Raw genomic sequence first — 26,629 nt, forward strand, 5'->3', positions numbered from 1 at the left:
AAAATGGATTGACCTGCGCCGTCCGCCGTGAATACACTCTGCGCAAAGCCACTTGTATACAATTACAAAACGTAAAGAGGCACAAAACCATGAGCAAAATGAGAGCAATCGAAGCCGCCGTTCTGGTGATGCGCCGTGAAGGGGTTGATACCGCTTTTGGCATTCCGGGTGCTGCGATCAACCCGCTGTATTCCGCCCTGAAGAAAGTCGGTGGCATCGATCACGTCCTTGCTCGCCACGTTGAAGGCGCCTCGCACATGGCCGAGGGCTACACCCGCACCAAGGCCGGCAACATCGGCGTGTGCATCGGTACTTCCGGCCCTGCCGGTACCGACATGGTCACCGGTCTGTACAGCGCCTCCGCAGACTCGATCCCGATCCTCTGCATCACCGGCCAGGCGCCACGTGCCCGTATGCACAAGGAAGACTTCCAGGCCGTCGACATCACCAGCATCGTCAAGCCAGTGACCAAGTGGGCAACTACCGTTCTGGAGCCGGGCCAGGTGCCTTACGCGTTCCAGAAAGCCTTCTATGAAATGCGCTCCGGCCGTCCGGGCCCGGTGCTGATCGACCTGCCGTTCGACGTGCAGATGGCCGAAATCGAATTCGACATCGACGCCTACCAGCCACTGCCGCTGGCCAAGCCGAGCGCAACTCGCGTGCAGGTTGAAAAGGCTCTGGCGCTGCTCGATCAGGCTGAACGTCCATTGCTGGTGGCCGGTGGCGGCATCATCAACGCCGACGCCAGCGATCTGCTGGTGGAATTCGCCGAGCTGACCGGCATCCCGGTCATCCCGACCCTGATGGGCTGGGGCACCATTCCGGACGATCACCCGCTGATGGTCGGCATGGTCGGTCTGCAGACTTCGCACCGTTATGGCAACGCCACGATGCTGAAATCCGACGTGGTACTGGGTATCGGTAACCGCTGGGCCAACCGTCACACCGGTTCGGTCGACGTGTACACCGAAGGTCGCAAGTTCATTCACGTCGACATCGAAGGCACCCAGATCGGTCGCGTGTTCACCCCGGACCTGGGCATCGTGTCCGACGCCGCCGCCGCGCTGACCGTGTTCATCGAAGTCGCCCGTGAATGGCAAGCCGTCGGCAAACTGAAAAACCGCAGTGCATGGCTGCAGGACTGCCAGCAGCGCAAGTCCAGCCTGCAACGCAAGACCCACTTCGACAACGTGCCGGTCAAGCCGCAGCGCGTTTACGAAGAAATGAACCAGGTGTTCGGCAAGGACACGTGCTACGTCAGCACCATCGGTCTGTCGCAGATTGCCGGCGCGCAGTTCCTGCACGTCTACAAGCCGCGTCACTGGATCAACTGCGGCCAGGCAGGCCCGTTGGGCTGGACCATTCCGGCAGCGCTGGGCGTGGTGAAGGCCGATCCGAATCGGAAAGTCGTGGCCCTGTCGGGGGACTATGACTTCCAGTTCATGATCGAGGAACTGGCGGTCGGCGCCCAGTTCAATCTGCCGTACATCCACGTCGTGGTGAACAACTCGTACCTGGGTCTGATCCGTCAGGCACAGCGCGGGTTCGAAATGGACTACTGCGTGCAGCTGTCCTTCGATAACCTGAACGCGCCGGAACTCAACGGTTACGGTGTCGACCACGTCGCAGTCGCCGAAGGCCTGGGCTGCAAGGCGCTGCGTGTGTTCGAACCGGCTGACATCGCCCCTGCCCTGCGCAAGGCCGAAGAGCTGATCGAAGAGTTCAAGGTGCCGGTGATCGTCGAGATCATTCTGGAGCGTGTGACCAACATCTCCATGGGTACCGAGATCAACGCCGTCAACGAATTCGAAGACCTGGCGCTGGTCGGCAACGATGCGCCTACCGCGATTTCGCTGCTCGATTAAAACTGCTTGCCGTTCGTTCCCGCGCCGGGCGCGGGAACGATCACTCTAACGGGAGACCACCATGCCGCGTTTCGCAGCCAACCTGTCCATGCTGTTCACCGAACAGGATTTCCTTGCCCGTTTCGACGCCGCCGCCGAGGCGGGCTTCAGCGGTGTCGAGTACCTGTTCCCGTACGATTTCAGCTCCGCCGAAATCAAGGCCAAACTCGACGCCAACGGTCTGACCCAAGTGCTGTTCAACCTGCCGGCCGGTGACTGGGCCAAGGGCGAACGCGGTATCGCGTGCCTGCCGGACCGGGTCGAAGAGTTCCGCGCCGGTGTCGATCTGGCCATCGCCTACGCACAGGTGCTGGGCAACACCCAGGTCAACTGCCTGGCCGGTATCCGTCCGCAAGGCGTGGACGATGCCACCGTTGAAAAGACCTTCGTCGCCAACCTCAAGTACGCCGCCGACAAGCTGCAAGCCGTCGGCATCAAACTGGTGATGGAAGCGATCAACACCCGCGACATCCCGGGCTTCTACTTGAACAACACGGCGCAGGCCCTGTCGATTCGCGAGCAGGTCGGCAGCGCCAACCTGTTCCTGCAATACGACATCTATCACATGCAAATCATGGAAGGCGATCTGGCCCGCACCCTGCAATCGCACCTGGCCGAGATCAACCATGTGCAGCTGGCCGACAACCCGGGCCGCAACGAGCCGGGTACTGGCGAGATCAACTACCGCTTCCTGTTCGAACACCTGGATCGCATCGGTTATCAGGGCTGGGTCGGCTGCGAGTACAAACCGCTGACCACCACTGAAGCGGGCCTCGGCTGGCTGAAGACCCATAACGCAATTTAAGAACAATGCAAAAAACCTGTGGGAGCGAGCCTGCTCGCGATGAGATCACCTCGGTACATCTGATGTACCGCAGCGCCTGAATCGCGAGCAGGCTCGCTCCCACAACAGCCCCTATTTGCTTGAGCAAGACAAAAACAAGAGGAATTTCTCATGGCTAAAATCGGATTTATCGGCACCGGCATCATGGGCCACCCAATGGCTTCGAACCTGCAGAAAGCCGGTCACAGCCTGTTCCTGTCGGCACACCACGACGCCGCCCCTGCCGACCTGGTCGCCGCTGGCGCCGTGGCCCTGGCCAACCCGAAAGAAGTGGCCCAGGAAGCTGAATTCATCATCGTCATGGTGCCGGATACCCCGCAGGTCGATGACGTGCTGTTCCGCGCCGACGGCGTTGCTGCCGGCATCGGCAAAGGCAAAGTCGTGATCGACATGAGCTCGATCTCGCCGACCGCCACCAAGGCTTTCGCGGCGAAGATCAACGAAAAAGGCGCGCAGTACCTCGACGCTCCGGTGTCCGGTGGTGAAGTCGGTGCCAAGGCTGCCACCCTGAGCATCATGGTCGGTGGCGATGCCGATGCCTTCGAACGCGCACTGCCGCTGTTCCAGGCCATGGGCAAGAACATCACCCTGGTCGGCGGCAATGGCGACGGTCAGACCGCCAAGGTGGCGAACCAGATCATCGTTGCCCTGAACATTCAGGCCGTCGCCGAAGCCCTGCTGTTCGCTTCGAAAAACGGTGCCGATCCGGCCAAGGTGCGTGAAGCGCTGATGGGTGGTTTCGCTTCCTCAAAGATCCTCGAAGTACACGGCGAGCGCATGATCAAGGGCACCTTCGATCCGGGCTTCCGCATCAGCCTGCACCAGAAGGACCTGAACCTGGCCCTGCAAGGCGCCAAGGAGCTGAACATCAATCTGCCGAACACCGCCAACGCCCAGCAAGTGTTCAGCACCTGCGCGGCCATCGGTGGCAGCAACTGGGACCACTCGGCGCTGATCAAGGGCCTGGAACACATGGCCAACTTCTCGATTCGCGACAAGAAGTAAGCCCTGCCCCGCCCCCAGTGTGGAAGCAGCCCTGCTTCCACACTGGACCGAGTTGCCCTTCCAATAACAAGAATTCCGGGAGCCCGCCATGTCGGTCGATCCGCAACAACTGCTGCGCGAGCTGTTTGCCACAGCCATCGACGCGGCCCATCCGAACCAGGTCCTCGAAGCCCATTTGCCGGCCGATCGCACAGGTCGCGTGATCGTCATCGGCGCCGGCAAGGCTGCCGCTGCCATGGCGCAAGTGGTCGAGCGCTGCTGGGAAGGTGAAGTCTCGGGCCTTGTGGTGACCCGCTACGGTCACGGCGCCCCGTGCGAAAAAATCGAAGTGGTCGAAGCCGCGCACCCGGTGCCGGACGCTGCCGGTCTGGCCGTGGCCAAACGCGTGCTGGAACTGGTCAGCAATCTGACCGAAGACGACCGCGTGATCTTCCTGCTGTCCGGCGGCGGTTCTGCCCTGCTGGCGCTGCCGGCCGAAGGCATAACCCTGGCCGACAAACAGTCGATCAACAAAGCCCTGCTCAAATCCGGCGCGACCATCGGCGAGATGAACTGCGTGCGCAAGCACCTCTCGGCGATCAAGGGCGGACGCCTGGGCAAGGCCTGCTGGCCGGCAACTGTTTATACCTACGCGATTTCCGATGTACCGGGCGACCTCGCCACGGTCATCGCCTCCGGCCCGACCGTGGCCGACCCGAGCACCAGCGCCGAAGCACTGGCGATCATCAAGCGCTACGGCATCGAGATCCCGGCCTCCGTGCGCACCTGGCTGCAAAGCCCGGAATCGGAAACCGTCAAACCCGGCGATCCGAGCCTGGCCCGCAGTCACTTCCAGTTGATCGCCCGTCCTCAGCAATCGCTGGATGCGGCAGCAGTGAAATGCCGTCAGGCCGGTTTCAGCACGCTGATCCTCGGTGACCTGGAAGGCGAATCCCGCGAAGTGGCGAAAGTCCACGCCGGCATTGCGCGCCAGATCATTCATCACGGCCAGCCACTGGCGGCACCGTGCGTGATTCTCTCCGGCGGCGAAACCACCGTGACCGTGCGCGGCAATGGTCGTGGCGGACGCAACGCCGAATTCCTCCTCAGCCTCACCGACAGCCTCAAGGGCCAGCCCGGCGTGTATGCGCTGGCCGGTGACACCGACGGTATCGACGGCTCGGAAGACAATGCCGGCGCGATCATGACCCCGGACAGCTACGCCCGCGCCGCCGCCCTCGGCCTGAGCGCCAGCGACGAGCTGGATAACAACAACGGTTACGGCTACTTCGCGGCGCTCGATGCGCTGATAGTCACCGAGCCGACCCGCACCAACGTCAACGACTTCCGCGCCATCCTGATCCTCGAGAGCTCTAAATCATGACGCCTGATAAAAAGGTCAAAATCCTCGCCACCCTCGGGCCTGCCGTCGACGGCATCGAAGACATCCGCGAGCTGGTCGAGGCCGGGGTCAATATCTTCCGCCTCAACTTCAGCCACGGCGATCACGCCGACCACGCCAAGCGCTATCAGTGGATCCGCGAAGTCGAGCGCCAGCTCAACTACCCGCTCGGGATCCTGATGGACCTGCAAGGGCCGAAACTGCGGGTCGGCAAGTTCGCTGACGGCAAGGTTCAGTTGCATCGCGGTCAGGCCTTCCGCCTTGATCTGGACGCGACGCCGGGCGACGAACGCCGGGTGAACCTGCCGCATCCGGAGATCATCGCCGCGCTGGAAGCCGGGATGGATCTGCTGCTCGACGACGGCAAACTGCGTGTGCGGGTCGTCACCAAATACTCCGACGCCATCGACACTACCGTGCTCAACGGTGGCGAACTGTCGGATCGCAAAGGCGTGAACGTTCCGCAAGCGGTGCTCGATCTGAGCCCGCTGACCACCAAGGATCGCCGCGACCTGAGCTTCGGTCTCGAACTGGGTGTGGACTGGGTCGCGCTGTCGTTCGTACAGCGTCCGCAAGACATCATCGAAGCCCGCGAGCTGATCGGCGACAAGGCGTTCCTGATGGCGAAAATCGAGAAGCCGTCGGCCGTCGAGCAACTGCGCGAAATCGCCGAGCTGAGCGACGCGATCATGGTGGCTCGTGGTGATCTGGGCGTGGAAGTGCCGGCCGAAAGCGTGCCGCAGATCCAGAAAAACATCATCACCACCTGCCGCCAGCTCGGCAAACCGGTGGTGGTGGCGACACAGATGCTCGAGTCGATGCGCTTCTCGCCGGCGCCGACCCGCGCCGAAGTCACTGACGTGGCCAACGCCGTGGCCGAAGGCGCCGATGCGGTGATGCTGTCGGCGGAAACCGCGTCCGGCGAATACCCGCTGGAAGCCGTGCAGATGATGAGCAAGATCATCCGCCAGGTGGAGAACGGTCCGGACTACCAGACCCAACTCGACGTCAGCCGGCCGAAAGCCGAAGCGACCGTGTCCGATGCCATCAGCTGTGCGATCCGTCGCATCAGCAACGTGCTGCCAGTGGCGGTGCTGGTCAACTACAGCGAGTCCGGCGCATCGAGTCTGCGTGCGGCGCGGGAGCGGCCGAAAGCGCCGATCCTCAACCTGACGCCGAACCTGCAGACCGCCCGCCGCTTGAGTGTGGCGTGGGGCATTCACTCGGTGGTCAATGATCGGCTGCGTCAGGTGGATGAAGTGTGCTCGACCGCGCTGGAAATCGCTCAGGCTCAAGGAATGGCCGAGCGTGGCGATACGTTGCTGATCACCGCGGGTGTGCCGTTTGGCCAGCCGGGATCGACTAATTCGCTGCGGATCGAAACATTGATTTAAGCAACACCTGTGTGGCGAGGGAGCGTGCTCCCGTCGCTCGGCATGACGGTTTCCACAAGAGACACCGCATTCACCGGGCATGAGCTCCCTCGCCACAGTTTCAAGCAAGACCTTTTGATTGTCCTACTGCCCAGATTGTCCAGACATGCCTGCCAACCATTTCAACACCCACTGCCCCGACTGGGCCGAAGCCTTGCTCAACGGTTTCAGTCAGATCTTCCTCCAGCGCCACCCGTTGTGTGGCCTGCTGTGCCTTTTGGCCATTTTATTTACCGCGCCGGTGCTGTTTGCCGGGGCGCTGCTCGGCGCGGTCGCCGGGTTGCTCACCGCGCAACGACGCAACTACGCCAAGGCTGATCGCCAGGCCGGACTGTTCAGCTACAACGGCGTGCTGGTCGGCCTGTTGCTGAGCCTGTATTTCCCCTGGTCGCCGATGCTGCCACCGCTGATTCTGGCGGCCGGCGGCCTGAGCGCGATGATCACGCAGCAGTGGCTCAAACGCGCACGTCTCACCGAGTACCTGCCCGCCTACACCGCGCCGTTCGTGCTGCTGAGCTGGGTGTTCCTGTGTTTCGCCGAGCCTGCGACGCCGGCTCCGGCGCTTGAGCTGAACACCCTGAATCTGCTTGGTGCCGCCCTGAAAGGGCTGGGCCAGGTGATGTTCCTCGACCATCCGCTGGCCGGTGCATTGATCGCTGCCGGTCTGCTGATCGCCGATCGCCGGGCATTTGCCTGGGCAATGGCGGCCTCGGCGATTGGTCTGGGCTCCAGCCTGTTACATCACGACAGTCAGGTCGCGCTGCTCGGTCTGGGTGGCTACAACGCAGTGCTCGCCGCCCTCGCCTTCAGCGCCCAACGCCAGCAACCGTGGCTGCCGCTGTTCGGCATCGGCCTGGCGCTGCTGGTGACGCCGCTGTTCAGTGCCCTGGGTCTTGCGACGCTCACCGCACCGTTCATTCTTGCCTGCTGGCTGCTGCGCACCGGCATTCGCCTGATGCGCCAACCCGAGTTGAACGCGGCGCCTTGCGCTGACGGGGAGAATCAACCTAGGCTGCGCTGATTTATGGCCAGGGCGATTCGCATGAACGGCAACAACACGTGGCGTGATCGCCTGTACGTGATCATCTTTCAGACCGATACGGTGGCCGGCCGCCGTTTCGACAAGACCCTGCTGCTGATCATCCTGGCCAGTCTGGTGACGGTGATCCTCGACAGCATCGATGACGTCCACCAGAACTACGCCGATGTGCTGGCGTACATCGAGTGGGGCTTCACCGTCATCTTTCTCGGCGAGTACCTGCTGCGCCTGTATTGCTCGCCCAAACCGTTGCGCTACGCCTTCAGTTTCTACGGGCTGGTGGATTTGCTGGCGATCGTGCCCGGCATCCTCGCGTTGTATTACAGCGATGCCCAGTACCTGCTGATCATCCGGGTGATCCGGATGCTGCGGATCTTCCGTGTGCTCAAGCTCGGCCCGTACCTGAAGCAGGCGCATTACCTGCTCGACGCCCTGCGCGGCAGCAAGCAGAAGATCCTCGTGTTCCTGCTCAGCGTCTGCACCCTGGTCACGGTGTTCGGCACCCTGATGTACGTGGTCGAAGGCCCGGAACATGGCTTCACCAGCATTCCAAAAGGCATCTATTGGGCTATCGTGACCCTGACCACCGTGGGTTACGGCGACATCGTGCCGAGGACCATTCTGGGCCAGGTGATTTCGTCGCTGGTGATGATCACCGGTTATTCGATCATCGCCGTGCCCACCGGGATTTTCACCGCCGAACTGGCCACCGCCATGCGCGGCGGTCAGCTGCAGCACGATTGCCCGGTGTGCAAGAAAAACAGCCATGAACACGAAGCCTCGTTCTGCTCCCGTTGTGGCAACGCGTTGTTCAAGAAAATGGAATAAGCAAAGTTCTTTTTAATCTTTAAGCGACTATGCGCGCCCCGCTATAGTCGCTGGCAAATGGCCTCACCTTTGTAAAAACACCCCCACAGAACAAGGAATGCGCAGTGAAAAAACTCTTTGGCGCCTCACTTCTCGCCGTTGGTCTTGCCTTCGGCAGCGTGGCTCAGGCCGCACCGACCCTGCTTAACGTTTCCTACGACGTGATGCGCGATTTCTACAAGGACTACAACACTGCGTTCCAGAAACACTGGCAGGCCGAACACAACGAAAACATCACGGTGCAGATGTCTTTCGGCGGTTCGAGCAAGCAAGCCCGCTCGGTGATCGACGGTTTGCCGGCCGATGTCATCACCATGAACATGGCCACCGACATCAACGCCCTGGCCGACAACGGCAAACTGGTCCCGGAGAACTGGGTCACCCGCCTGCCGAACAACAGCGCGCCATTCACCTCGGCCACCGTGTTCATCGTGCGCAAGGGCAACCCGAAAGCCCTGAAAGACTGGCCAGACCTGCTCAAGGACGGCGTGCAAGTGATCGTGCCGAACCCGAAAACCTCGGGTAACGGCCGCTACACCTACCTGTCGGCCTGGGGCTACGTGCTGAAAAACGGTGGTGACGAGAACAAGGCGAAAGACTTCGTCGGCAAGCTGTTCAAGCAGGCGCCAGTGCTGGATACCGGTGGCCGCGCCGCCACCACCACGTTCATGACCAACCAGATCGGTGACGTGCTGGTGACCTTCGAGAACGAAGCTGAAATGATCGCCCGCGAGTTCGGCCGCGACCAGTTCGAAGTCATCTACCCAAGCGTCTCCGCCGAAGCCGAGCCGCCTGTATCGGTGGTCGATAAAGTCGTCGAGAAGAAAGGCTCCCGCGCCGCCGCCGAGGAATACCTGAAGTACCTGTGGTCGCCGGAAGGCCAGGAAATTGCGGCCGCCAACTACCTGCGTCCACGTGACCCGGCGGTACTGGCCAAATACACCGACCGTTTCCCGAAAGTTGACTTCCTGTCGGTCGAGAAAACCTTCGGTGACTGGCGCACCGTGCAGAAGACCCACTTCAACGACGGCGGGATCTTCGACCAGATCTACAACGGCCAGTAAGGCGTGAGCTGACATGAAAAAGGCGACCTGAAGAGGTCGCCTTTTTTGTGGGCAAAATCCCCTCTCCCTTTGGGAGAGGGTGAGGACTATTACATCGGTGGTTTCACACCATCCTTACCCGCCGAAATCGATTGCGCGGTCAATGTGCCGTCCGCGCTCTGGGTCACGAAGGTCACAATCTTCACGCCAACCTTGAGCAAGCTGCGATCCCCCGGCGTCAGGTTGACGATCGGCACGTCCTCCGGCACCAGGATCTTCTGCTGGCCGCCCTTGTAGTTGACGGTCAGCACCCGGCCGTTGCTCACCACCAGATCGCCGACGCTGCCATTGGTCATGCTGCTGCCCTTGGCCAGGTCGAACGGCCGGTGGCCATCGCCGCTGCCGGCCAGCTCCGGCGGGAAGACGTGAACCTCCAGCGCCTTGAGCGTGCCATCCTCCTGGGGAATGGCTGCCGAACCGATGTAACTGCCGGGCTTGATGTCTTCGATGTTGGCCAGGGTGACGGCGCGGACCTTGGTGTCCGGGGTCAACTGGACCATCACATTTTCGCCCGTGTTGACGTGCACCTTGAGGGAGTCGGAGCCGACTCCGGTGATTTCGCCGCGTATGCCCATGCGCATGCCCGGGGCTTCGCCGGCGTAGACGCTACCGGCACTCAGTACGCCGACCATCAAAAGAGTCGTGGTGTGGCGAAGCAGCTGACGAAACATCGCATTCCTCCCGTTGAGTGCACATGGAAATCCAGACGCAACATAAGCACGCTATCGAACAAGATGTAAGTGAATGTATCATCGCCCCTCTTCGGTCGGACGCAAGGTTCGCCGATGGACGACGGATTGTTCGACGCGATCTATTCCGCAACGGAATAACTGATATCGATCCAGGGCTTCTACCGCCCGCCCGTTTCGTCCCTTAGCCTCACCGCATTCCTTTTCGCTGGATCGAGAAACCCTATGACCGCCACAACTCACGCAATGACCCGAGGCATGGTGCTGCTGTTCGCTTTCTGCTGCGGCGCCATCGTTGCCAACATCTACTACGCCCAGCCGATCATCGGCCTGATCGCGCCGGACATCGGCCTGACCGACACCATGGCCAGCTTCATCGTGTCGCTGACCCAGATCGGTTATGCGCTGGGCCTGTTCTTCCTGGTGCCGCTGGCGGATCTGCTGGAAAACCGCCGTCTGATGATCATCACCACCGTGGTGGCGATTGCCAGTCTGCTGGGGGCGGCGTTTACCGATCAGCCCAATGTGTTCCTGTTGATTTCGCTGCTGGTGGGTTTCAGTTCGGTGTCGGTGCAGATCCTGATTCCGCTGGCGGCACATCTGGCGCCGGAGGAATCCCGTGGCCGGGTGGTCGGCGGGATCATGGGTGGTCTGCTGCTGGGCATTCTGCTGGCACGGCCGGTGTCGAGCGTCGTTGCCGACCATTTCGGCTGGCGGGCCATGTTCATGATCGCGGCGGCGTTGATGGCGGCGATCAGCATCGTGCTGGCCCTGACCGTGCCCAAGCGCCAACCGGATCACAGCGCTTCCTACGGTCAGTTGATCGGCTCGCTGTGGACGCTGCTGCGCCAGCAACCGGTGCTGCGTCAGCGGGCGTTCTACCAGGCCTGCATGTTCGCCACCTTCAGCCTGTTCTGGACCGCCGTGCCGCTGGAACTGGCTCGCAACCATGGCCTGTCACAGAGTGAAATCGCGATCTTCGCCCTGGTCGGCGCCATCGGTGCCATCGCCGCCCCGATCAGCGGACGCCTGGCCGACGCCGGCCACACCCGCGTCGCCTCGCTGTTGGCCATGCTGTTCGCCAGCCTGAGCTTCCTGCCCGCCTTCATCCACCCGGCCTACAGCGTGATCGGCCTGGCCGTTACCGGCGTGGTACTCGACTTCTGCGTGCAGATGAACATGGTGCTCGGCCAGCGTGCGGTCTACTCCCTCGACGCCAAAAGCCGTGGCCGCCTCAACGCGCTGTACATGACCAGCATCTTCATCGGCGGCGCCTTCGGCTCGTCGGTGGCCAGTGCGGTGTACGAGCATGGGGGCTGGTTGTGGATCGTGATTGTTGGCAGTGCGTTCCCGCTGCTGGCGCTGGTGCGGTTTTTGAGTGCTTCCCAGAAAGCAGTGATGGCGACTGCTTGAAAGGTGTGAGGCGCTGCCAACCGGCAGCGCCCGACGCTCAATGCCGGACCAGTTTTTCCATGGCAGCATCCGCCAGAAAGGATGAACGGCTTTTGACGTTGTGCTCGCGCACATAACGGTCGATCCGCTGGATGACATAACCGGGCAAGGTCACGTTGACCTTCTCGGTCTTGCCCATGTACGGCGAAATGTCCAGCTCCAGCATGCCCCAGCCCATGTCGGCAAATTCCGGGTTGTTGCGGTGGGTGGCCGCCGAGGTCGGCATCGGAATCGGATCACCATCCGCCGCGATCTCCTGCAGCATGATGTGGGCAATCTCGACGGCTGCGTTGTAGGCATCCTCAAACGTATCACCGGCCGTTACCGCGCCGGGAATATCGGGGATCTGAATACCGATGGCGGTGTTCTCGTCGCCCCACTCGATGCAGATTGGGTATTGCATTACGAATCTCCTGTGTCACTGGCTGGCGGGTTGTATAACCCGGCGCGCCTCCTGATGCTCTTGACCGTCCCGACCGGCAAATCCTTCTTCGGATGAGGAACGGGAATCGTGTAAGGGTTGTAACGGTGCGTGAAGATGTGATGACTGCCGGTAATCCGATCCAGCGTCCAGCCTGCTTCCTCCAGCTCCTTGATCAATAACCTGCTCTGCACCAACCGCCTCCTTGCTTCGGCCCAATAAAAGTAACTCTAGAGTTATCTTTACTCAAGCACAGAAATCCGCAGGACGACGTTCGGTTGTTTTGCAGCATGTGATTGATGCACTGTCCTCGGACCCGATTAAACTCGGCTGTCATGCTTGCTCCTCTCTATTCTCAAGGACCACCGATGGACCGCCTCGCCGCCATGGAAACCTTCGTTTACGTCGTGGAAACCGGCTCGTTTTCCGCCGCAGCCCGGCGACTGGATATCGGCCAGCCCGCCGTGTCGAAAACCATCGCCCAACTCGAAACCCGCCTCGGCGTGCGCCTGCTGTTGCGCTCGACCCGAGGCCTGACGCCGACCGAGGCCGGGCTGGCATTTTTCGAACGAGCCAGGCGTGCGCTCGAAGAAGCCGACGAGGCCGACAACGCTGCCCGTGGCGTAGCGGGCGGCCTGAGCGGAAATCTGCGGGTCAGCACTGCCGTGACCTTCGGTCGGATGCATGTGGTGCCTCATCTCGGGCCGTTCCTTGATCAGCACCCGCAACTCAATGTCGATCTGTTGCTCGATGACCAGAACATCAACCTCGTGGAGGAAGGCATCGACGTCGCCCTGCGCCTGGGCCCGCTCAGCGACTCAGGCCTGACCGTGCGCAAGATCGCCGAATGCCGGCGTGTCATCGTTGGCACCCCGGCCTACTTCGCCAGTCACGGTGAACCTGCCTGCCCTGCCGATCTGAGCCAACACCGCGCCGTCATCTACCACCGTGGCGGTGGTGCGACCTGGCACTTCAACAGGGATGGCGAAGAGCAGTCCGTGACCGTCAATGGCCGCCTGCGTGTCAGCGCCGCCGAAGGATTGCGTGAAGCGGTCCTCACTCATCAGGGTCTGGGACTCGGCTCGGAGTGGATGTTTGCACCGGAACTGGCCAGTGGCGCAGTGAAGGCTGTCATGGGCGACTGGGTGTTGCCGAAGCAGGAGCTGTGGGCGGTGTTTCCCACGGGCAGGATGGCCAGCGCCAAGGCGCGGGTGTTTGTTGAATATGTGCAGGGGTTGTTGGCGCGAGCGTTGTAAAAACCCACACAGCAAAACGGCGATCCAAAGATCGCCGTTTTTCATTACTCCCCGAACTGCTTGCCCAACCCCGCCGGTACGCCGTGGATATTGGTGTCTTCCCACGGTCCGTTCGGGCTGATCGAGCGGCTCCAGCCGTTGTTCCAGCGGTAGTAGGTGCGCTGGCGGTAGAAGGTGTTGGGCTGGTCATCCAGCACGTACACGCCCAGTTTCTGATCCCAGTGGCTGTTGCCGCCCGGTGGCGGGGCGAAGCTTGCCGAGGTGCGCGGGGCGGGTTTCGAGGGTTTGGCCGGGATGCCCGGTTTGCCCGGCGTCGGAGTGGTCGACGGGGTCGGGCTCGGCTGTGACGGCGGGATTGGCGGCAGCCGTGTCGTCGGCTCCGGCCGTTGCACCGCACATGCGCTCAAACCCAGGGCCAGTGTGAGGACTGTGATTCGGGCGATGGCGTTCATGGCGGTGCGTTCCTGATGGTTCCGGCTATTTGTCCGGGCTGTCGATGGTCAGTTTTTGTGGCGCGGTGGTGCTGCTGGCCAGAGGCCCGCTGCGGCCTACCCACTCACCGGCGGTCGGCTGACCGGCACGGGAGACGCGCGCAACCAGTTGGACTTCAGGAAAGTTCGACAGTTTCAACTGCGGCATCATCGCGTCGGCATCGCCCAGCTCGACGGTTACCGGCAGGTCAGCGACGGTCAGACGCTTGGCGGCCAACGGCGCTGGAGGACCGGAAACGGCGCGGGCGAAGATGAACACACTGTCACCCGGTTGCACCTTGCCCTTGAGTTCGCTGGCCAGATCGACGCTGACCTTCAGCAATGCAGTTTTCGCCACTGGCGCCTGAGCCACCTTGCCGCCGCTGGCTTCAAGTTTCTCGGTCGCTCGCGCGATACCGCCCTGCAGGGCTTCGCGGGATTTGTCATTCGCCGGCAGTTGCTCCAGCAAGCGGTTCCAGTAGTCGATAGCTTGCTGATAGCGCTCGCCTTCGAACGCGGCGATACCGAGCAGGCCGAGGCTGGTGACTTCTTTCGGATCAGCCTTCAGCGCTTCGTCGGTCAAGGCCTGGATCTTGTCCGACCACTTCTTGCCATCGGCGAAGTACTGCGCCTGCGCCCACTGGCCGAGCAGTTCTGGCTGACGACCGGCCAGGTTGGCGGCGCGCTCGAACATCTTCGCCGCGTCCGCCGGACGATCCTGAGCCATGTAGGTACGACCGAGGAAATACAGGCCTTCGGCGGAATCCGGTTGCGCGGCCACGGCGCGCTCCAGCCGCCGGGTCATCTCTTCCATCGACTGCGGTGCCTGAGCGAACTCGCGGGTCAGCTCGACTTTGTCGGCAGCACCGAAATGCAGGTACAGACCGAGGCCCAATACCGGCACCAGCAACGCTGCCAGCAACGGCAACGGCTTGCCCAGCTTCGAAACCCGGGTCGGCGCCACGCCTTCGGTATCGGCCAGCAGTTCGCGCGCGGCTTCGGCGCGGCCGCTGTCCATTTGCGCGGCATCAAGAACTCCTTCAGCCTGCTGCGATTGCAGTTCGGCGACGCGCTCCTGATACAGCGCAACGTTCAGGGCAGTCCGATCTTCTTCACGCTGGGCGCGACGCTCACGCAGAACGGGGATCAGCAGAAAACTCAGGGCGACCAGAAGCAACAGCCCTGCGGCAAGCCAGAAATCAATCATTCTTGGTTTTTATCCAACAGTTGGTCGAGGCGCTGACGCTCTTCGGGGGACAGCGATTGCGGAGTCTCGGCGCGTTGCCCGCGACGGCGACGGACGATTACGGCGATGACGGCAAAACCGCCGAGCAACAATCCCGCCGGGCCGAACCACAGCAGCGCGGTCTTGGCATTCAGCGCCGGTTTGTAGCGGACGAAATCACCGTAGCGGTCGACCATGAAGTCGATGATCTGCTGATTGTCCTTGCCCTCGCCGAGCATGCGGAAAATCTCTTTGCGCAGGTCGGCGGCAATCGGCGCGTTGGAGTCGGCAATGTCCTGGTTCTGGCACTTGGGGCAGCGCAGTTCCTTGGTCAGCTCGCGGAAACGCTCGCGATCGCCCTCTTTGGCGAACTCATAGGTATCGATGGCGGCATGGGCCACACCGGCCAGACTCAGCCCCAGTACCACGGCAGCAATAAAACGCTTCATGGCTTGGCCTCGTCGACCAGTGCCTGATACTTGGCCGCCAGTTTTTCGCGCCAGACCTGCTCGTCGATCACGCCGACGTACTTGTCGCGGATGATGCCCTTGGCGTCGATGAAGAAGGTTTCCGGCGCGCCGTAGACACCGAGGTTCAGGCCCAGGGAGCCTTCGTCATCGCGGATGTCCAGTTGATACGGGTTGTGGAATTCGGCCAGCCACTTCAACGCATCGGCGTTGGTGTCCTTGTAGTTGATGCCGTAGATCACCACGCCGCGCTCGGCGAGTTTGTTCAGCACCGGATGCTCGACCCGGCAGGAAATGCACCAGGTGCCCCAGACGTTGACCAGCGCCGGTTTGCCGAGGATGTCAGCCTTGGTCAGGGTCTTATCGCCCTGCACCGCCGGCAGTGAAAACTCCGGGAACGGTTTGCCGATCATCGCCGACGGCAGCTCCGCCGGATCCAGGTACAGACCGCGATAAAGAAATACTGCCACCAGCAGGAAAATCGCCAGCGGCACCAGCATCAACCAACGTCTCATGCAGCGGCTCCTTCCATGCCCAGCGCTTCACGCACCTTGGCTTTGACCTTGACCCGGTAACGCCGGTCCAGCGCTGCCAGCATCCCGCCCAGACCGGTCAGCAGACCGCCGAACCAGATCCAGCGCACAAACGGTTTCACATGCACCCGCACCGCCCAGGCGCCGTCGCCCAGTGGTTCACCCAGAGCAACGTAGAGGTCGCGAGTGAAACCGGCGTCGATGCCGGCTTCGGTCATCATCGAACTCTGCACGGTGTACAGGCGTTTTTCCGGGTGCAGCACGCTGACTTCGCGGCCATCACGGATCACCCGGATGGTGCCTTTGTCAGAGGTGAAATTCGGGCCTTCGAAGTGTTTGGCACCTTCGAACACGAACTGATAACCGGCCAGTTCCATCGACTCGCCCGGCGCCAGACGCAGGTCGCGCTCGGCACTGTTCTGACTCGACAACACCACGCCCAGCGCACACACGGCGATACCGATGTGGGCCAGTTGCATGCCCCAGTAGCTGCGGGTCAGGGTCGGCAGGCCTTTGATCAGGCCTTTGTGGCGGGTCTTGTCGAAGATGTCGCGCACACCGGCCAGCAACACCCATGCCGCCAGCAGGAAGGTCGCGATCACCGCCCAGTTGAAATCGCCGTAGGCGACACCGGCAACGACTGCCAGGGCGACGCTGCCCAGCAGCACCGGGGTCAGCATGTTGGCCAGCCATTTCACCGGCGTATCTTTCCAACGCACGATCACACCGACCGCCATCACCACCATCAGCAAGGCCATCAACGGAATGAACAACGCGTTGAAATACGGTGGACCGACCGACAGCTTGGCGCCGCTGATCGCATCGAGAATCAGCGGGTACAGCGTGCCGAGCAGGATCATCGACGCGGCCACCACCAGCACCAGGTTGTTGCCCAGCAGCAGGGTTTCCCGCGACCACAGGTTGAAACCGACCTGGCTCTTGACCACCGGGGCGCGCAAGGCAAACAGCGTCAGCGAACCGCCGACCACGAACAGCAGGAAGATCAGGATGAATACGCCGCGCTCAGGATCCGAGGCAAACGCGTGCACCGAGGTCAGCACACCGGAACGTACGAGGAAGGTGCCGAGCAGGCTCAGAGAGAACGCCGCAATCGCCAGCAACACCGTCCAGCTCTTGAACACGCCACGTTTTTCCGTGACCGCCAGCGAGTGGATTAGCGCCGTGCCCACCAGCCAAGGCATGAACGAGGCGTTTTCCACCGGGTCCCAGAACCACCAGCCGCCCCAGCCGAGTTCGTAGTAAGCCCACCACGAACCCAGGGTGATGCCGATGCCGAGGAAAGCCCAGGCAACGATGGTCCACGGACGCGACCAGCGCGCCCACGCGGCATCGAGTCGACCACCGAGCAGTGCGGCGATGGCAAACGCGAAGGCCACCGAGAAACCGACGTAGCCCATGTACAGCATCGGCGGATGCACGATCAGACCGATGTCCTGCAGCAACGGATTGAGGTCACGACCGTCGGCCGGGATCTGCGGCAGGATCCGCGAAAACGGGTTTGAAGTCAGGATCAGGAACAACAGGAAACCGGTGCTGATCATGCCCATCACCGCCAGCACGCGGGCGAGCATGACTTGCGGCAACTGCCGGGAGAACACCGACACCGCGAAAGTCCAGCCGCCGAGGATCAAAGCCCAAAGCAGCAGAGAACCTTCGTGGGCGCCCCACACGGCGCTGAACTTGTAGTACCACGGCAGCGCGCTGTTGGAGTTCATCGCGACGTAGGCCACGGAGAAATCGTCGGTCATGAACGCGTAGGTCAGGACGCCGAAGGCGAACAGCAGGAACGCGAACTGCCCCCACGCTGCCGGCTGGGCGAGGCCCATCCACAGACGGTCGCCGCGCCAGGCACCGAGCAACGGCACCACGGCCTGCACCAGCGCGAAACACAGCGCCAGAATCATCGCCAGATGGCCAAGCTCGGGAATGAAAATGGTGGACGTCATCGATCAACCCTCCTTCGCTTGGGTTGGCGCGGATTGACCGCTGTCCTTCAGGGCCTTGGTCACTTCCGGCGGCATGTATTTCTCGTCGTGCTTGGCCAGCACTTCATCGGCCACTACGACGCCGTCGGCGTTGAGCTTGCCCAGTGCGACGATGCCCTGCCCTTCGCGGAACAGGTCCGGCAGGATTCCACGATAGGTGATGGTCACGGATTTGTTGAAGTCAGTGACCACGAATTTCACGTCCAGGGAATCCGGGGAACGTTGCAGCGAACCTTTCTCGACCATGCCGCCCGCACGGATGCGGGTGTCCTGCGGCGCTTCGCCGTTGGCGATCTGGGTCGGGGTGTAAAACAGGTTGATGTTCTGCTGCAGGGCGCTCAGGGCCAGGCCGACGGCAGCGCCGACCCCGACCAGAATCGCCAGAATGATGATAAGACGCTTTTTGCGCAGCGGATTCACTTGCCGTTCTCCCGGCGCAGACGACGCGCCTCTTGTTGCAGATAACGCTTGCGGGCCGCAATCGGCGCCGCCACGTTGAGGATCAGTACCGCCAGACAGATGCCGTAGGCCGACCAGACGTACAGGCCGTGATGGCCCATGGCGAGGAAGTCGCCGAATGACGCGAAACTCATCGAGCGGCCTCCAGGCTGTTCTGCACTTCTTCTTTCACCCAACTGGCGCGGGCTTCGCGCTTGAGCACTTCAAGGCGCATGCGCAGCAACAGCACGGCGCCGAAGAAACAGTAGAAACCCAGCACGGTCAGCAGCAGCGGTAGCCACATTTCGGCGGGCATCGCCGGTTTTTCGGTGAGGGTGAAGGTCGCGCCCTGGTGCAGGGTGTTCCACCACTCCACCGAGTATTTGATGATCGGGATGTTGATCACGCCGACGATGGCCAGCACCGCGCAGGCCTTGGCGGCGCTGTCGCGGTTGCTGATGGCGTTGCCCAGGGCGATCACGCCGAAGTACAGGAACAGCAGAATCAGCATCGAGGTCAGCCGCGCGTCCCAGACCCACCACGAACCCCAGGTCGGCTTGCCCCAGATCGCCCCGGTGACCAGCGCCACGGCGGTCATCCACGCGCCGATCGGTGCGGCACATTGCAGGGCGACGTCGGCCAGTTTCATCTTCCACACCAGCCCGACCACACCGCACACCGCCAGCATCACGTAGATCGACTGGGCGAGCATCGCGGCGGGAACGTGGATGTAGATGATGCGAAAGCTGTTGCCTTGCTGATAGTCCGGCGGCGCGAAGGCCAGGCCCCAAACGACGCCGACAGCGATCAGCAGCAACGCTGCAATGCTCAGCCACGGCAGGAATTTGCTGCTGATGCCGTAGAACCACTTGGGCGAGCCGAGCTTGTGAAACCAGGTCCAGTTCATACTGTTTCCATCACGGGTGCCGCTCATCGGTGTGAGCAGTCTCAGGGTCTTTGCTGGTTAAATTTTAACCAGACCTCATTATTCGCCGACGCTGATCTTCAGGCCAGCAGCTATTGCAAAAGGTGTCAGGGTTATCGCCAGGGCGGTCAGGCTGCCAAGCCACAACAGATAACCCGTCGCCGGCATGCCCTGCAGCGCCGCCTGCAAGGCGCCACTGCCGAGGATCAACACCGGGATGTACAACGGCAGAATCAGCAGCGCCAGCAACAGGCCACCGCGTTTCAGACCGACCGTCAGCGCCGCGCCCACCGCGCCGAGCAAGCTCAGCACCGGTGTACCCAGCAACAACGAAAGCAGCAATACCGGCAGACACGCAGCCGGCAACCCGAGCATCAACGCCAGTAACGGCGAGAGCAAAACCAGTGCCAGCCCGGAAAAAAGCCAGTGTGCCAGCACCTTGGCCAACACCAGAAGTGGCAGGGGGTGCGGCGAAAGGACCCACTGTTCAAGGGACCCGTCTTCGAAATCACTGCGGAAAAGCCCGTCCAGCGAGAGCAGGACCGACAAAAGCGCCGCCACCCAGACTAACCCCGGGGACAAGTTTTGCAATACTTGAGTTTCCGGTCCGACGGCCAGCGGGAACAATGCGATGACGATGGCGAAGAAAATCAGCGGATTGGCCAGCTCCGCCGGGCGGCGGAACAGCAGTCGGGACTCACGGGCAACCAGCAGGCCGAACACACTCATACTGCCCAGTTCCCCAGATCGATGTCGCGATAACCGGCCGGCATCCGGCTCAGCGTGTGGTGAGTGGTCAACACCACCAGACCGCCCTGCTCGCAGTGTTTGGCCAGGTGTTCTTCGAGCTGCGCCACGCCTTGTTTGTCCAGCGCAGTGAAGGGTTCATCGAGAATCCACAGCGGCGGACTGTCCAGATACAACCGCGCCAGTGCCACGCGACGCTGCTGACCGGCGGACAGGCTATGACAGGGAACATCTTCAAAACCGCGCAATCCAACCGCCGCCAGTGCCTGCCAGATCGCCTCGCGTCCGGCGGGTTGATGCAGGGCGCAGAGCCAGGCGAGGTTTTCTTCCGGGGTGAGCAAGTCCTTGATCCCGGCAGCATGGCCGATCCACAGCAGGTTGCGCGCCAGCTCGCTGCGTTGCTCGGCCAGGGGTTGACCGTTGAGCAGCACCTGACCGTCGGTCGGTTGCATCAGGCCGGCCAGCAGGCGCAAGAGACTGGTCTTGCCGCTGCCGTTGGGACCGCTGATCTGCACCATATCGCCACTGGCCAGTCTCAATTCGAGATTCTCGAAGAGCAGTCTGAGATCGCGCTCACAGGCGAGGCCGACGGTTTGCAGGACAGGGCTGGTCAAGGGTTCACGGGCCTTATACGGTTCAAGTCGGCTCTGGGGCGGCCGTTAAAGAGTTGCAGCATAAATGCAATGACGGCTCAATCCAGAGAGCTGGGTCAAACAATTGCTATGTTTTTTTGAACGAACGGAAGGACGGGCGGCATTATACATGGCGTCCCCTGCTCTCCCGAGTGCATTTTCCTCAGGTTGTGTCCGCGTATGACAGGCGAAATGAACATCCTCCCGCTCCCGCCCACCACCCCGGCGACCGCTCGTCCGCAGGTGGGTGAGCTGCTCAAGTTGCTGACGCCGATGGACGGGCTGATTGCCGCCGGTCAGAGCGCCAAGGCCGAGGTGTTGTCGCTGAAACCGGCGGACCAGGCCTTTCAGGTACTGCTCAAGGTCACCCTCGACGGCGGCCGTCAGACCACCGTACAGGCGACCAGTCCCCTGCCGCTGCCGCAAGGCACCAACCTGGCGGTCACCCAGCCGTCGGCGGGCAATCTGGCGGTTACCGTGCAACAGGCCATCGCCACGGCTGTCGCCACCCTCACCCGCATCGATACCGCGCAATTGCCAGTCGGTACGCTGCTGCAAGGCAAGGTGCTGACCAATCAGGCGTTGCCGCAGGTGCCGGGGCAGCCGACGGTGTTCCGCTCGACGGTCAGCCTGCTCAACACGGTATTGAGCGGAAGTACCCTGAGCCTCGACAGCCCGCAGCCGTTGCGCATCGGCACCCTGCTGTCGGCGCTGGTGCAGGATTCCCAGACCCTGAAATTCCTGCCGCTGAGCAATCGCCAGGAACAACTGGCGGTCAGTCAGCAACTGGTCAGCCAGCAAAGCCGCCAGGGTTCGCTGGATGGCTTGCTGAAAATGCTCCAGAGCCTGCCGCCCGCCGACGATCAGACCTCCAGTGATCTGCGCGCGGCCGTGGACCGGCTGCTGGCGAACCTGCCGGACGTCGAGCAACTGAGTACACCCAAAGGCCTGGCCCAGGCCCTGCTCAACAGCGGCGCGTTTCTTGAAGCCAAATTGCTCGCCGGGCAAAACCCGACGCTGACCCCGGACATGAAAGGCGACCTGCTCAAGCTGATCGCGCAACTCACCCCCGGTCTGCCCGGCAATACCAATCTCAATGCGATCATCGCCGCCAACACCCTGGCCCAGGCGATGCCAAGCTTCGTGCGCAATGCCCTCGGCATGCTCGGCCAGGTCAGCGCCAAACCGGTGCCGAGCAGCTTCCCGCTGCCGGACCGGCTGCTGCAAAGCCTGGAAGGTGAAGGCGATCTGGAACACCTGCTGCGCCTGGCCGCCGCCGCTGTCTCGCGCCTGCAAAGCCATCAACTGTCGAGCCTGGAACAGACCGGCGTGACCGACGACGGGCGTCTGCTCAGCACCTGGCAACTGGAAATCCCGATGCGCAACCTGCAGGACATCGTGCCGTTGCAGGTCAAGTTCCAGCGCGAAGAAGCGCCGCAAGAAGAAAAACAGAACGACCGCCGTGACAGCGAGCGCGAAACCAAACAGCAACTGTGGCGCGTCGATCTGGCCTTCGACATGGAACCGCTGGGGCCGATGCAGGTTCAGGCGCAACTGATCAACGGCAGCCTGTCGAGCCAGCTATGGGCCGAACGGCCGTACACTGCCGACCTGATCGAAACCAATCTGGCCGCACTGCGCCAACGCCTGCTGGATCGCGGACTCAACGTCGGCGATCTCGACTGCCACCTCGGCACCCCGCCGCAAGGCATCCAAACCCGTCTCGAACACCGCTGGGTCGACGAAACCGCATGAACGATTCCACTGCACCACGCCAGGCCATCGCCCTCAAGTACGACGGCAGCCACGCCCCGACCCTCACCGCCAAGGGCGACGACGAACTGGCCGAGGAAATCCTGCGCATCGCCCGCGACTGTGAAGTGCCGATCTACGAGAACGCCGAACTGGTCAAGTTGCTGGCACGCATGGAGCTGGGCGACAGCATCCCGCAGGAGCTGTACCTGACGATTGCCGAGATCATCGCGTTTGCCTGGAACCTCAAGGGCAAGTTCCCGCAAGGACATGATCCGGATGCACCGATGGTCGAGAAGGACATCACCGAGCGCGGCGACGATTACTGAAGGCAAAAAAAATCGCAGTCATCGACTGCGATTTTTTTGTTCCGCTCGAAACTCTCAGCTGCTTCTGTGCAACTTGCGCATCAACTCCGCCTCAGCCTGGGTCAACCCGCAGGACTGAGTCAGCTCATCGACACTCGCGCCCATCCCCACCAGTTTCGCCGCCTGAGCGAATGACAAGCTGGAAGGATCGCGCTGTTCGAGCTGGGTGATCTTGTCCGGGATCGGACTGACGACCGCGCGCAGCTCGTGCAGGGCTTCGCCCATGCGCACGTTGCCGTTCTGGTAATCGTCGACACGCTTGGCCAGGTCCTTGATGCGCTGGTCACGCAGCGCATCGCCCTGGGCCTGTTGCGCAGCGATCACGCGCTGCGCCTTGATGTACGCCAGGAACATCGCCAGCGTGCCTGCCCAGAACAGGAACAGGACAATGACCGCTACCTCGAGAATCAATCAGATATTCTCCAGTTCCGACCATTCTTCTTCGCTCATCATCTTGTCCAGCTCGACCAGGATGAGCAACTCGTTGTTCTTGTTGCACACGCCCTGGATGAACTTGGCCGACTCTTCGTTACCGACGTTCGGTGCGGTCTCGATTTCCGACTGACGCAGGTAAACCACTTCAGCCACGCTGTCGACCATGATGCCGACCACTTGCTTGTCGGCTTCGATGATGACGATACGGGTGTTGTCGCTGATCTCGCCGCTCATCAGGCCGAAGCGCTGACGGGTGTCGATCACGGTCACCACGTTGCCGCGCAGGTTGATGATGCCCAGCACGTAGCTTGGTGCACCCGGAACCGGAGCGATCTCGGTGTAGCGCAGGACTTCCTGAACGCGCATCACGTTGATGCCGTAGGTTTCGTTGTCCAGCTTGAAGGTCACCCATTGCAGGATCGGATCTTCGGAACCCTTTGCCGCAGTAGCCTTGTCGTTCATACCCTAGCCCCTCGAAAAACCGCGCCTGGCGGTGTGTGTTCTGTGCGCCGCCATGCGTATGCCGGTGCTGTCTGTTATGTAAGTGTTATGTCGGTTTGTGGTTCGGCTTACTGCCGGACATGTGCTTTGCCCCACCGCTGGCGATCAGCTCGGCCAGTGCGGAAACATCGAGCAAGGCGCACATGTGTTCAATCACCGTGCCCGCGAGCCATGGCCGCTGACCCCGGTGACTTCTCCATTTGATTTCATTCGGGTCCAGGCGCAACGAGCGGCTGACCTGATGCACCGCCAGCCCCCACTCGTAACCTTGTACCGAAATCACGTATTGCAGGCCCTGACGGAAGTCATCGCGATAGCGATCCGGCATGACCCAGCGTGCGGTGTCCAGCACCTTCAGGTTGCCGGCCTGGCTTGGCAGGATGCCGAGGAACCATTCCGGCTGACCGAACAGCGGCGTCAGCTCATGGCCGGCCAGCGAATAGATCGAGCCGAGGCACACCAGCGGCACGGCCAGGGTCAACCCGGCCACGTCGAACAGCAGGCATTCGAAGGCTTCCGACGCCCAGGCCGGGCGACCGTCGGTTTCCACCGGTGGCGGCGTATTGCTCGGCGGCAGATGCACTTCGACCAGCGGCGCAACCAGAGTCGGCTCGACCGGGGCTGGAGCAGGCGCTTCAGGCTCGGGCGCTGGCGCCGCCGGAACCGGAGGCGTTTGCAGAAGTTGGGTTTGCAGCAGCGGTGCCAGCGTCGAGACCACGCGCACCGGCTCAGGCTCTTTGATCAAAGTTGCAGGTGCCTTTGCTACCACAGCGGCAGGCGCTGCAACCGGGGCGACCGGCCGGGCGGCTTGCTGCGCATCCCGGGCCTGCTCTTCAAGCACGGCGGCCTGGAATTCATCGAGTACGGCGGCGTTCTCGACCACCTCGACCGGCGCTGCGATTTCCTGCTCGACCTCGTCCGTCACTTCCTGCAGCAAGCCGTCCAGATAGGACTGCAGCGCCAGTTGCGGCTTCGATGTCAGCTTGATCGGCCGATTCATGCTCAGGCCACCTGCGGAACGAGTTGCTGCGCCAGCAGATGCTTGAGCAGCGCGCGGTAAGCCAGCACGCCACGGCTCTTGCCGTCGAATTGCGAAGGCGTGACACCGGCACGGCTGGCATCGCGCAGACGAGTATCGACCGGGATGTAACCCTGCCAGATCTCCTCGGGGAATTTGTCACGCAGCACGCGCAAGGTGCCCATCGACGCCTGGGTGCGGCGGTCGAACAGGGTCGGCACGATGCTGAACGGCAGCGCCTGTTTGCGCGAGCGGTTGATCATCGCCAGCGTATTGACCATGCGCTCCAGGCCTTTGACGGCCAGGTGTTCGGTCTGCACCGGGATCACCAGTTGCTGGCTCGCGGCCAGGGCGTTGACCATCAGCACGCCGAGCAACGGCGGGCTGTCGATGATCGCGTAATCGAAGTCCTGCCACAGCTGCGCCAGACTCTTGGCGATCACCAGGCCCAGGCCACTCTGCCCCGGCGACTGACGCTCAAGGGTGGCCAGCGCGGTGCTGGACGGCAACAGGGAAATGCGTTCATCGCTGGTGGACAGCAGCAACTGGCCCGGCAAGCCTTGCGGCACACTGCCCTTGTGCAGAAACAGGTCGTAGTTGCTGTGTTCCAGGCTGTCGGGGTCGTAGCCGAAATAGCTGGTCATCGAGCCGTGCGGGTCGAGATCGACCACGACCACGCGTTTGCCCGCCTCTGCCAGCAAACCGGCTAAAGCGATGGAAGAAGTGGTTTTACCAACACCACCCTTTTGATTGGCGACTGCCCAGACTCTCATTCGGATTGTTCCTCCCGACCGAGATGCTCGGCCGAGACATGGCTCAGCGTATTAATGCGGGCGACGGAGAATTGACGGCACTCTCGCGTCCCGGCGTCTTGACCGGGGTCGGTGCAGTTTGTGTGCCAGCACGCTTCAACGCGGCGTCCGGTGTTGCATTGGCGGTTCCGGTGCCGGTCAGGCTGCGGCGCACATCAAGATTGCGCGACACCACCAGCACCACGCGACGGTTCTTCGCCCGGCCTTCGGCGGTGGCGTTGTTGGCCACCGGCTGGAATTCGCCGTAACCCACCGAGGCCATGCGGCCAGGGTTGACGCCCTGCATCGCCAGCATGCGCACGATGCTCGCCGAACGCGCCGAGGACAGCTCCCAGTTGGTCGGGTACTGCGCGGTGCGGATCGGCTGGTCGTCGGTGAAGCCTTCGACGTGGATCGGGTTGTCGAACGGTTTGAGGATCGCCGCGACCTTGTCGATGATGTTGAATGCGATATCGCTCGGCATCGCATCACCGCTGCCGAACAACAGGCTGGAGTTGAGTTCGATCTCGACCCACAGCTCGTTGCCGCGCACGGTCATCTGGTTGCTTGCGATCAGGTCGCCGAACGCGGCGCTGATATCGTCGGCGATGCTTTTCAGCGGATCGCTGGCCCCGGCAATGCCGGCATCGACCTGCTCGCTGTCCTTGACCAGCGGCTTGGCCGGGGTCACGGTTTTCGGGCGTTCTTCACCGATCGGGATCGGCTTGAGCGAGCGGTCGGAGTCGGTGAAGACCCCGATCAGCGCTTCGGAGATGACCTTGTACTTGCCTTCGTTGATCGACGAGATGGAGTACATCACCACGAAAAAGGCAAAGAGCAAGGTGATGAAGTCGGCGTAGGAAACCAGCCAACGTTCATGGTTTACGTGCTCTTCATGCTGGCGACGACGTGCCATGAGGTTAGTCC

General features: G+C 62.0%; 30 protein-coding genes. 12 read left to right on the forward strand and 18 right to left on the reverse strand.

Annotated features, from left to right (window positions below; genetic code table 11):
* The first annotated feature begins 89 nt into the window (after positions 1-89).
* The 8 genes from gcl to AC07NR_RS00445 all read left to right on the forward strand — a co-directional run bounded on the left by gcl (position 90) and on the right by AC07NR_RS00445 (position 9,537).
* Complete coding sequence (gene gcl, locus AC07NR_RS00410) at positions 90-1,865, forward strand: glyoxylate carboligase (protein WP_495077581.1); 1,776 nt, start codon at positions 90-92, stop codon at positions 1,863-1,865.
* Positions 1,866-1,926: 61 nt separating this feature from the next.
* Positions 1,927-2,709 (forward strand): hydroxypyruvate isomerase, encoded by a 783-nt coding sequence (gene hyi / locus AC07NR_RS00415; RefSeq protein WP_495077582.1) that lies wholly within the window; start codon positions 1,927-1,929, stop codon positions 2,707-2,709.
* Between the two features lie 150 nt (positions 2,710-2,859).
* Positions 2,860-3,753: a 2-hydroxy-3-oxopropionate reductase gene (locus tag AC07NR_RS00420; protein ID WP_085710522.1), complete on the forward strand. Its 894-nt coding sequence runs from the start codon at positions 2,860-2,862 to the stop codon at positions 3,751-3,753.
* Between the two features lie 88 nt (positions 3,754-3,841).
* Positions 3,842-5,116, forward strand: coding sequence for a glycerate kinase type-2 family protein (locus tag AC07NR_RS00425; protein WP_114881924.1), 1,275 nt, complete (start codon positions 3,842-3,844; stop codon positions 5,114-5,116).
* The gene (gene pyk, locus AC07NR_RS00430) at positions 5,113-6,528 is read left to right on the forward strand and encodes a pyruvate kinase (protein WP_495077583.1); all 1,416 of its coding nucleotides are present in this window, start codon (positions 5,113-5,115) and stop codon (positions 6,526-6,528) included. The genes AC07NR_RS00425 and pyk overlap by 4 nt, the downstream gene beginning before the upstream one ends.
* A 145-nt stretch (positions 6,529-6,673) precedes the next feature.
* Positions 6,674-7,588, forward strand: a complete 915-nt coding sequence (locus tag AC07NR_RS00435; RefSeq protein ID WP_495077584.1) for an urea transporter — start codon at positions 6,674-6,676, stop codon at positions 7,586-7,588.
* 21 nt (positions 7,589-7,609) lie between these two features.
* On the forward strand, positions 7,610-8,434 hold the full coding sequence (locus AC07NR_RS00440; protein ID WP_134825907.1) for an ion transporter: 825 nt from the start codon (positions 7,610-7,612) through the stop codon (positions 8,432-8,434).
* A 104-nt stretch (positions 8,435-8,538) separates the two neighbouring features.
* The gene (locus tag AC07NR_RS00445) at positions 8,539-9,537 is read left to right on the forward strand and encodes a sulfate ABC transporter substrate-binding protein (RefSeq protein ID WP_495077585.1); all 999 of its coding nucleotides are present in this window, start codon (positions 8,539-8,541) and stop codon (positions 9,535-9,537) included.
* An 89-nt stretch (positions 9,538-9,626) separates the two neighbouring features.
* Here the strand turns inward: AC07NR_RS00445 and AC07NR_RS00450 are convergent, their stop codons facing one another.
* The gene (locus AC07NR_RS00450) at positions 9,627-10,247 is read right to left on the reverse strand and encodes a hypothetical protein (protein ID WP_495077586.1); all 621 of its coding nucleotides are present in this window, start codon (positions 10,245-10,247) and stop codon (positions 9,627-9,629) included.
* Between the two features lie 243 nt (positions 10,248-10,490).
* Here AC07NR_RS00450 and AC07NR_RS00455 point away from each other — a divergent pair, with 243 nt between their 5' ends.
* Positions 10,491-11,678: an MFS transporter gene (locus AC07NR_RS00455; RefSeq protein ID WP_248737937.1), complete on the forward strand. Its 1,188-nt coding sequence runs from the start codon at positions 10,491-10,493 to the stop codon at positions 11,676-11,678.
* A gap of 37 nt (positions 11,679-11,715) precedes the next feature.
* On the opposite strand, the gene AC07NR_RS00460 is transcribed toward AC07NR_RS00455, so the two are convergent.
* Both AC07NR_RS00460 and AC07NR_RS00465 read right to left on the reverse strand, forming a co-directional pair.
* Positions 11,716-12,120 carry a type II toxin-antitoxin system HicB family antitoxin gene (locus AC07NR_RS00460; protein ID WP_114881918.1) on the reverse strand — a complete coding sequence of 135 codons (405 nt, stop codon included), beginning with the start codon at positions 12,118-12,120 and terminating at the stop codon, positions 11,716-11,718.
* Complete coding sequence (locus tag AC07NR_RS00465; protein WP_065261097.1) at positions 12,120-12,332, reverse strand: type II toxin-antitoxin system HicA family toxin; 213 nt, start codon at positions 12,330-12,332, stop codon at positions 12,120-12,122. Before AC07NR_RS00465 ends, AC07NR_RS00460 begins: the two co-directional genes overlap by 1 nt.
* 174 nt (positions 12,333-12,506) lie before the next feature.
* On the opposite strand from AC07NR_RS00465, the gene AC07NR_RS00470 reads away from it, so the two are divergent.
* Positions 12,507-13,394 (forward strand): LysR family transcriptional regulator, encoded by an 888-nt coding sequence (locus tag AC07NR_RS00470; RefSeq protein ID WP_495077587.1) that lies wholly within the window; start codon positions 12,507-12,509, stop codon positions 13,392-13,394.
* Between the two features lie 44 nt (positions 13,395-13,438).
* Here the strand turns inward: AC07NR_RS00470 and AC07NR_RS00475 are convergent, their stop codons facing one another.
* The 10 genes from AC07NR_RS00475 to ccmA all read right to left on the reverse strand — a co-directional run bounded on the left by AC07NR_RS00475 (position 13,439) and on the right by ccmA (position 20,819).
* Positions 13,439-13,846, reverse strand: coding sequence for a hypothetical protein (locus tag AC07NR_RS00475; protein WP_495077588.1), 408 nt, complete (start codon positions 13,844-13,846; stop codon positions 13,439-13,441).
* 25 nt (positions 13,847-13,871) lie between these two features.
* Positions 13,872-15,071 (reverse strand): c-type cytochrome biogenesis protein CcmI, encoded by a 1,200-nt coding sequence (gene ccmI, locus AC07NR_RS00480; RefSeq protein ID WP_495077589.1) that lies wholly within the window; start codon positions 15,069-15,071, stop codon positions 13,872-13,874.
* Positions 15,068-15,538, reverse strand: coding sequence for a cytochrome c-type biogenesis protein (locus AC07NR_RS00485; protein WP_495077590.1), 471 nt, complete (start codon positions 15,536-15,538; stop codon positions 15,068-15,070). Before AC07NR_RS00485 ends, ccmI begins: the two co-directional genes overlap by 4 nt.
* Complete coding sequence (locus tag AC07NR_RS00490) at positions 15,535-16,071, reverse strand: DsbE family thiol:disulfide interchange protein (RefSeq protein ID WP_011333088.1); 537 nt, start codon at positions 16,069-16,071, stop codon at positions 15,535-15,537. The genes AC07NR_RS00485 and AC07NR_RS00490 overlap by 4 nt, the downstream gene beginning before the upstream one ends.
* A complete protein-coding gene (locus tag AC07NR_RS00495; RefSeq protein ID WP_085710503.1) occupies positions 16,068-18,056 on the reverse strand; it encodes a heme lyase CcmF/NrfE family subunit in 1,989 nt (662 codons plus the stop codon). The genes AC07NR_RS00490 and AC07NR_RS00495 overlap by 4 nt, the downstream gene beginning before the upstream one ends.
* Positions 18,057-18,059: 3 nt before the next feature.
* On the reverse strand, positions 18,060-18,515 hold the full coding sequence (gene ccmE / locus AC07NR_RS00500; RefSeq protein ID WP_065261104.1) for a cytochrome c maturation protein CcmE: 456 nt from the start codon (positions 18,513-18,515) through the stop codon (positions 18,060-18,062).
* Positions 18,512-18,688 (reverse strand): heme exporter protein CcmD, encoded by a 177-nt coding sequence (gene ccmD / locus AC07NR_RS00505; protein WP_011333085.1) that lies wholly within the window; start codon positions 18,686-18,688, stop codon positions 18,512-18,514. Before ccmD ends, ccmE begins: the two co-directional genes overlap by 4 nt.
* Entirely contained in the window at positions 18,685-19,440 is a 756-nt protein-coding gene (locus AC07NR_RS00510) for a heme ABC transporter permease (RefSeq protein WP_085733725.1), read from the reverse strand. The genes ccmD and AC07NR_RS00510 overlap by 4 nt, the downstream gene beginning before the upstream one ends.
* A 78-nt stretch (positions 19,441-19,518) precedes the next feature.
* Positions 19,519-20,187 carry a heme exporter protein CcmB gene (gene ccmB / locus AC07NR_RS00515; protein ID WP_085710502.1) on the reverse strand — a complete coding sequence of 223 codons (669 nt, stop codon included), beginning with the start codon at positions 20,185-20,187 and terminating at the stop codon, positions 19,519-19,521.
* Entirely contained in the window at positions 20,184-20,819 is a 636-nt protein-coding gene (gene ccmA, locus AC07NR_RS00520) for a cytochrome c biogenesis heme-transporting ATPase CcmA (protein WP_408987503.1), read from the reverse strand. The genes ccmB and ccmA overlap by 4 nt, the downstream gene beginning before the upstream one ends.
* A gap of 198 nt (positions 20,820-21,017) precedes the next feature.
* Between ccmA and fliK the strand changes: the two genes are divergently transcribed.
* Both fliK and AC07NR_RS00530 read left to right on the forward strand, forming a co-directional pair.
* The gene (fliK, locus tag AC07NR_RS00525) at positions 21,018-22,592 is read left to right on the forward strand and encodes a flagellar hook-length control protein FliK (protein WP_495077591.1); all 1,575 of its coding nucleotides are present in this window, start codon (positions 21,018-21,020) and stop codon (positions 22,590-22,592) included.
* Positions 22,589-22,918 (forward strand): EscU/YscU/HrcU family type III secretion system export apparatus switch protein, encoded by a 330-nt coding sequence (locus tag AC07NR_RS00530; RefSeq protein ID WP_495077592.1) that lies wholly within the window; start codon positions 22,589-22,591, stop codon positions 22,916-22,918. The genes fliK and AC07NR_RS00530 overlap by 4 nt, the downstream gene beginning before the upstream one ends.
* Positions 22,919-22,972: 54 nt before the next feature.
* Here AC07NR_RS00530 and AC07NR_RS00535 read toward each other — a convergent pair whose 3' ends face one another.
* The 5 genes from AC07NR_RS00535 to motD form a co-directional block, all read right to left on the reverse strand.
* Positions 22,973-23,368, reverse strand: coding sequence for a DUF2802 domain-containing protein (locus AC07NR_RS00535; RefSeq protein ID WP_085710496.1), 396 nt, complete (start codon positions 23,366-23,368; stop codon positions 22,973-22,975).
* On the reverse strand, positions 23,369-23,854 hold the full coding sequence (locus AC07NR_RS00540) for a chemotaxis protein CheW (RefSeq protein WP_007959223.1): 486 nt from the start codon (positions 23,852-23,854) through the stop codon (positions 23,369-23,371).
* 85 nt (positions 23,855-23,939) lie between these two features.
* Positions 23,940-24,893 (reverse strand): CheW domain-containing protein, encoded by a 954-nt coding sequence (locus AC07NR_RS00545; protein WP_495077593.1) that lies wholly within the window; start codon positions 24,891-24,893, stop codon positions 23,940-23,942.
* 2 nt (positions 24,894-24,895) lie between these two features.
* On the reverse strand, positions 24,896-25,684 hold the full coding sequence (locus AC07NR_RS00550) for a ParA family protein (RefSeq protein ID WP_085710493.1): 789 nt from the start codon (positions 25,682-25,684) through the stop codon (positions 24,896-24,898).
* A gap of 43 nt (positions 25,685-25,727) precedes the next feature.
* Positions 25,728-26,618 carry a flagellar motor protein MotD gene (gene motD / locus AC07NR_RS00555; protein ID WP_085710492.1) on the reverse strand — a complete coding sequence of 297 codons (891 nt, stop codon included), beginning with the start codon at positions 26,616-26,618 and terminating at the stop codon, positions 25,728-25,730.
* Between the last annotated feature and the right edge of the window lie 11 nt (positions 26,619-26,629).

It is taken from the genome of Pseudomonas sp. GW821-FHT09C09, assembly GCF_059418105.1.

Excerpts from the sequence above, each read along its gene's own strand:
- gcl (WP_495077581.1), top strand. The coding sequence starts at position 90 with ATGAGCAAAATGAGAGCAATCGAAGCCGCCGTTCTGGTGATGCGCCGT.
- hyi (WP_495077582.1), top strand. The coding sequence starts at position 1,927 with ATGCCGCGTTTCGCAGCCAACCTGTCCATGCTGTTCACCGAACAGGAT.
- AC07NR_RS00420 (WP_085710522.1), top strand. The coding sequence starts at position 2,860 with ATGGCTAAAATCGGATTTATCGGCACCGGCATCATGGGCCACCCAATG.
- AC07NR_RS00425 (WP_114881924.1), top strand. The coding sequence starts at position 3,842 with ATGTCGGTCGATCCGCAACAACTGCTGCGCGAGCTGTTTGCCACAGCC.
- pyk (WP_495077583.1), top strand. The coding sequence starts at position 5,113 with ATGACGCCTGATAAAAAGGTCAAAATCCTCGCCACCCTCGGGCCTGCC.
- AC07NR_RS00435 (WP_495077584.1), top strand. The coding sequence starts at position 6,674 with ATGCCTGCCAACCATTTCAACACCCACTGCCCCGACTGGGCCGAAGCC.
- AC07NR_RS00440 (WP_134825907.1), top strand. The coding sequence starts at position 7,610 with ATGAACGGCAACAACACGTGGCGTGATCGCCTGTACGTGATCATCTTT.
- AC07NR_RS00450 (WP_495077586.1), bottom strand. The coding sequence starts at position 10,247 with ATGTTTCGTCAGCTGCTTCGCCACACCACGACTCTTTTGATGGTCGGC.
- AC07NR_RS00455 (WP_248737937.1), top strand. The coding sequence starts at position 10,491 with ATGACCGCCACAACTCACGCAATGACCCGAGGCATGGTGCTGCTGTTC.
- AC07NR_RS00460 (WP_114881918.1), bottom strand. The coding sequence starts at position 12,120 with ATGCAATACCCAATCTGCATCGAGTGGGGCGACGAGAACACCGCCATC.
- AC07NR_RS00470 (WP_495077587.1), top strand. The coding sequence starts at position 12,507 with ATGGACCGCCTCGCCGCCATGGAAACCTTCGTTTACGTCGTGGAAACC.
- AC07NR_RS00475 (WP_495077588.1), bottom strand. The coding sequence starts at position 13,846 with ATGAACGCCATCGCCCGAATCACAGTCCTCACACTGGCCCTGGGTTTG.
- ccmI (WP_495077589.1), bottom strand. The coding sequence starts at position 15,071 with ATGATTGATTTCTGGCTTGCCGCAGGGCTGTTGCTTCTGGTCGCCCTG.
- AC07NR_RS00485 (WP_495077590.1), bottom strand. The coding sequence starts at position 15,538 with ATGAAGCGTTTTATTGCTGCCGTGGTACTGGGGCTGAGTCTGGCCGGT.
- AC07NR_RS00490 (WP_011333088.1), bottom strand. The coding sequence starts at position 16,071 with ATGAGACGTTGGTTGATGCTGGTGCCGCTGGCGATTTTCCTGCTGGTG.
- AC07NR_RS00495 (WP_085710503.1), bottom strand. The coding sequence starts at position 18,056 with ATGACGTCCACCATTTTCATTCCCGAGCTTGGCCATCTGGCGATGATT.
- ccmD (WP_011333085.1), bottom strand. The coding sequence starts at position 18,688 with ATGAGTTTCGCGTCATTCGGCGACTTCCTCGCCATGGGCCATCACGGC.
- AC07NR_RS00510 (WP_085733725.1), bottom strand. The coding sequence starts at position 19,440 with ATGAACTGGACCTGGTTTCACAAGCTCGGCTCGCCCAAGTGGTTCTAC.
- ccmB (WP_085710502.1), bottom strand. The coding sequence starts at position 20,187 with ATGAGTGTGTTCGGCCTGCTGGTTGCCCGTGAGTCCCGACTGCTGTTC.
- fliK (WP_495077591.1), top strand. The coding sequence starts at position 21,018 with ATGACAGGCGAAATGAACATCCTCCCGCTCCCGCCCACCACCCCGGCG.
- AC07NR_RS00530 (WP_495077592.1), top strand. The coding sequence starts at position 22,589 with ATGAACGATTCCACTGCACCACGCCAGGCCATCGCCCTCAAGTACGAC.
- AC07NR_RS00540 (WP_007959223.1), bottom strand. The coding sequence starts at position 23,854 with ATGAACGACAAGGCTACTGCGGCAAAGGGTTCCGAAGATCCGATCCTG.
- AC07NR_RS00545 (WP_495077593.1), bottom strand. The coding sequence starts at position 24,893 with ATGAATCGGCCGATCAAGCTGACATCGAAGCCGCAACTGGCGCTGCAG.
- AC07NR_RS00550 (WP_085710493.1), bottom strand. The coding sequence starts at position 25,684 with ATGAGAGTCTGGGCAGTCGCCAATCAAAAGGGTGGTGTTGGTAAAACC.
- motD (WP_085710492.1), bottom strand. The coding sequence starts at position 26,618 with ATGGCACGTCGTCGCCAGCATGAAGAGCACGTAAACCATGAACGTTGG.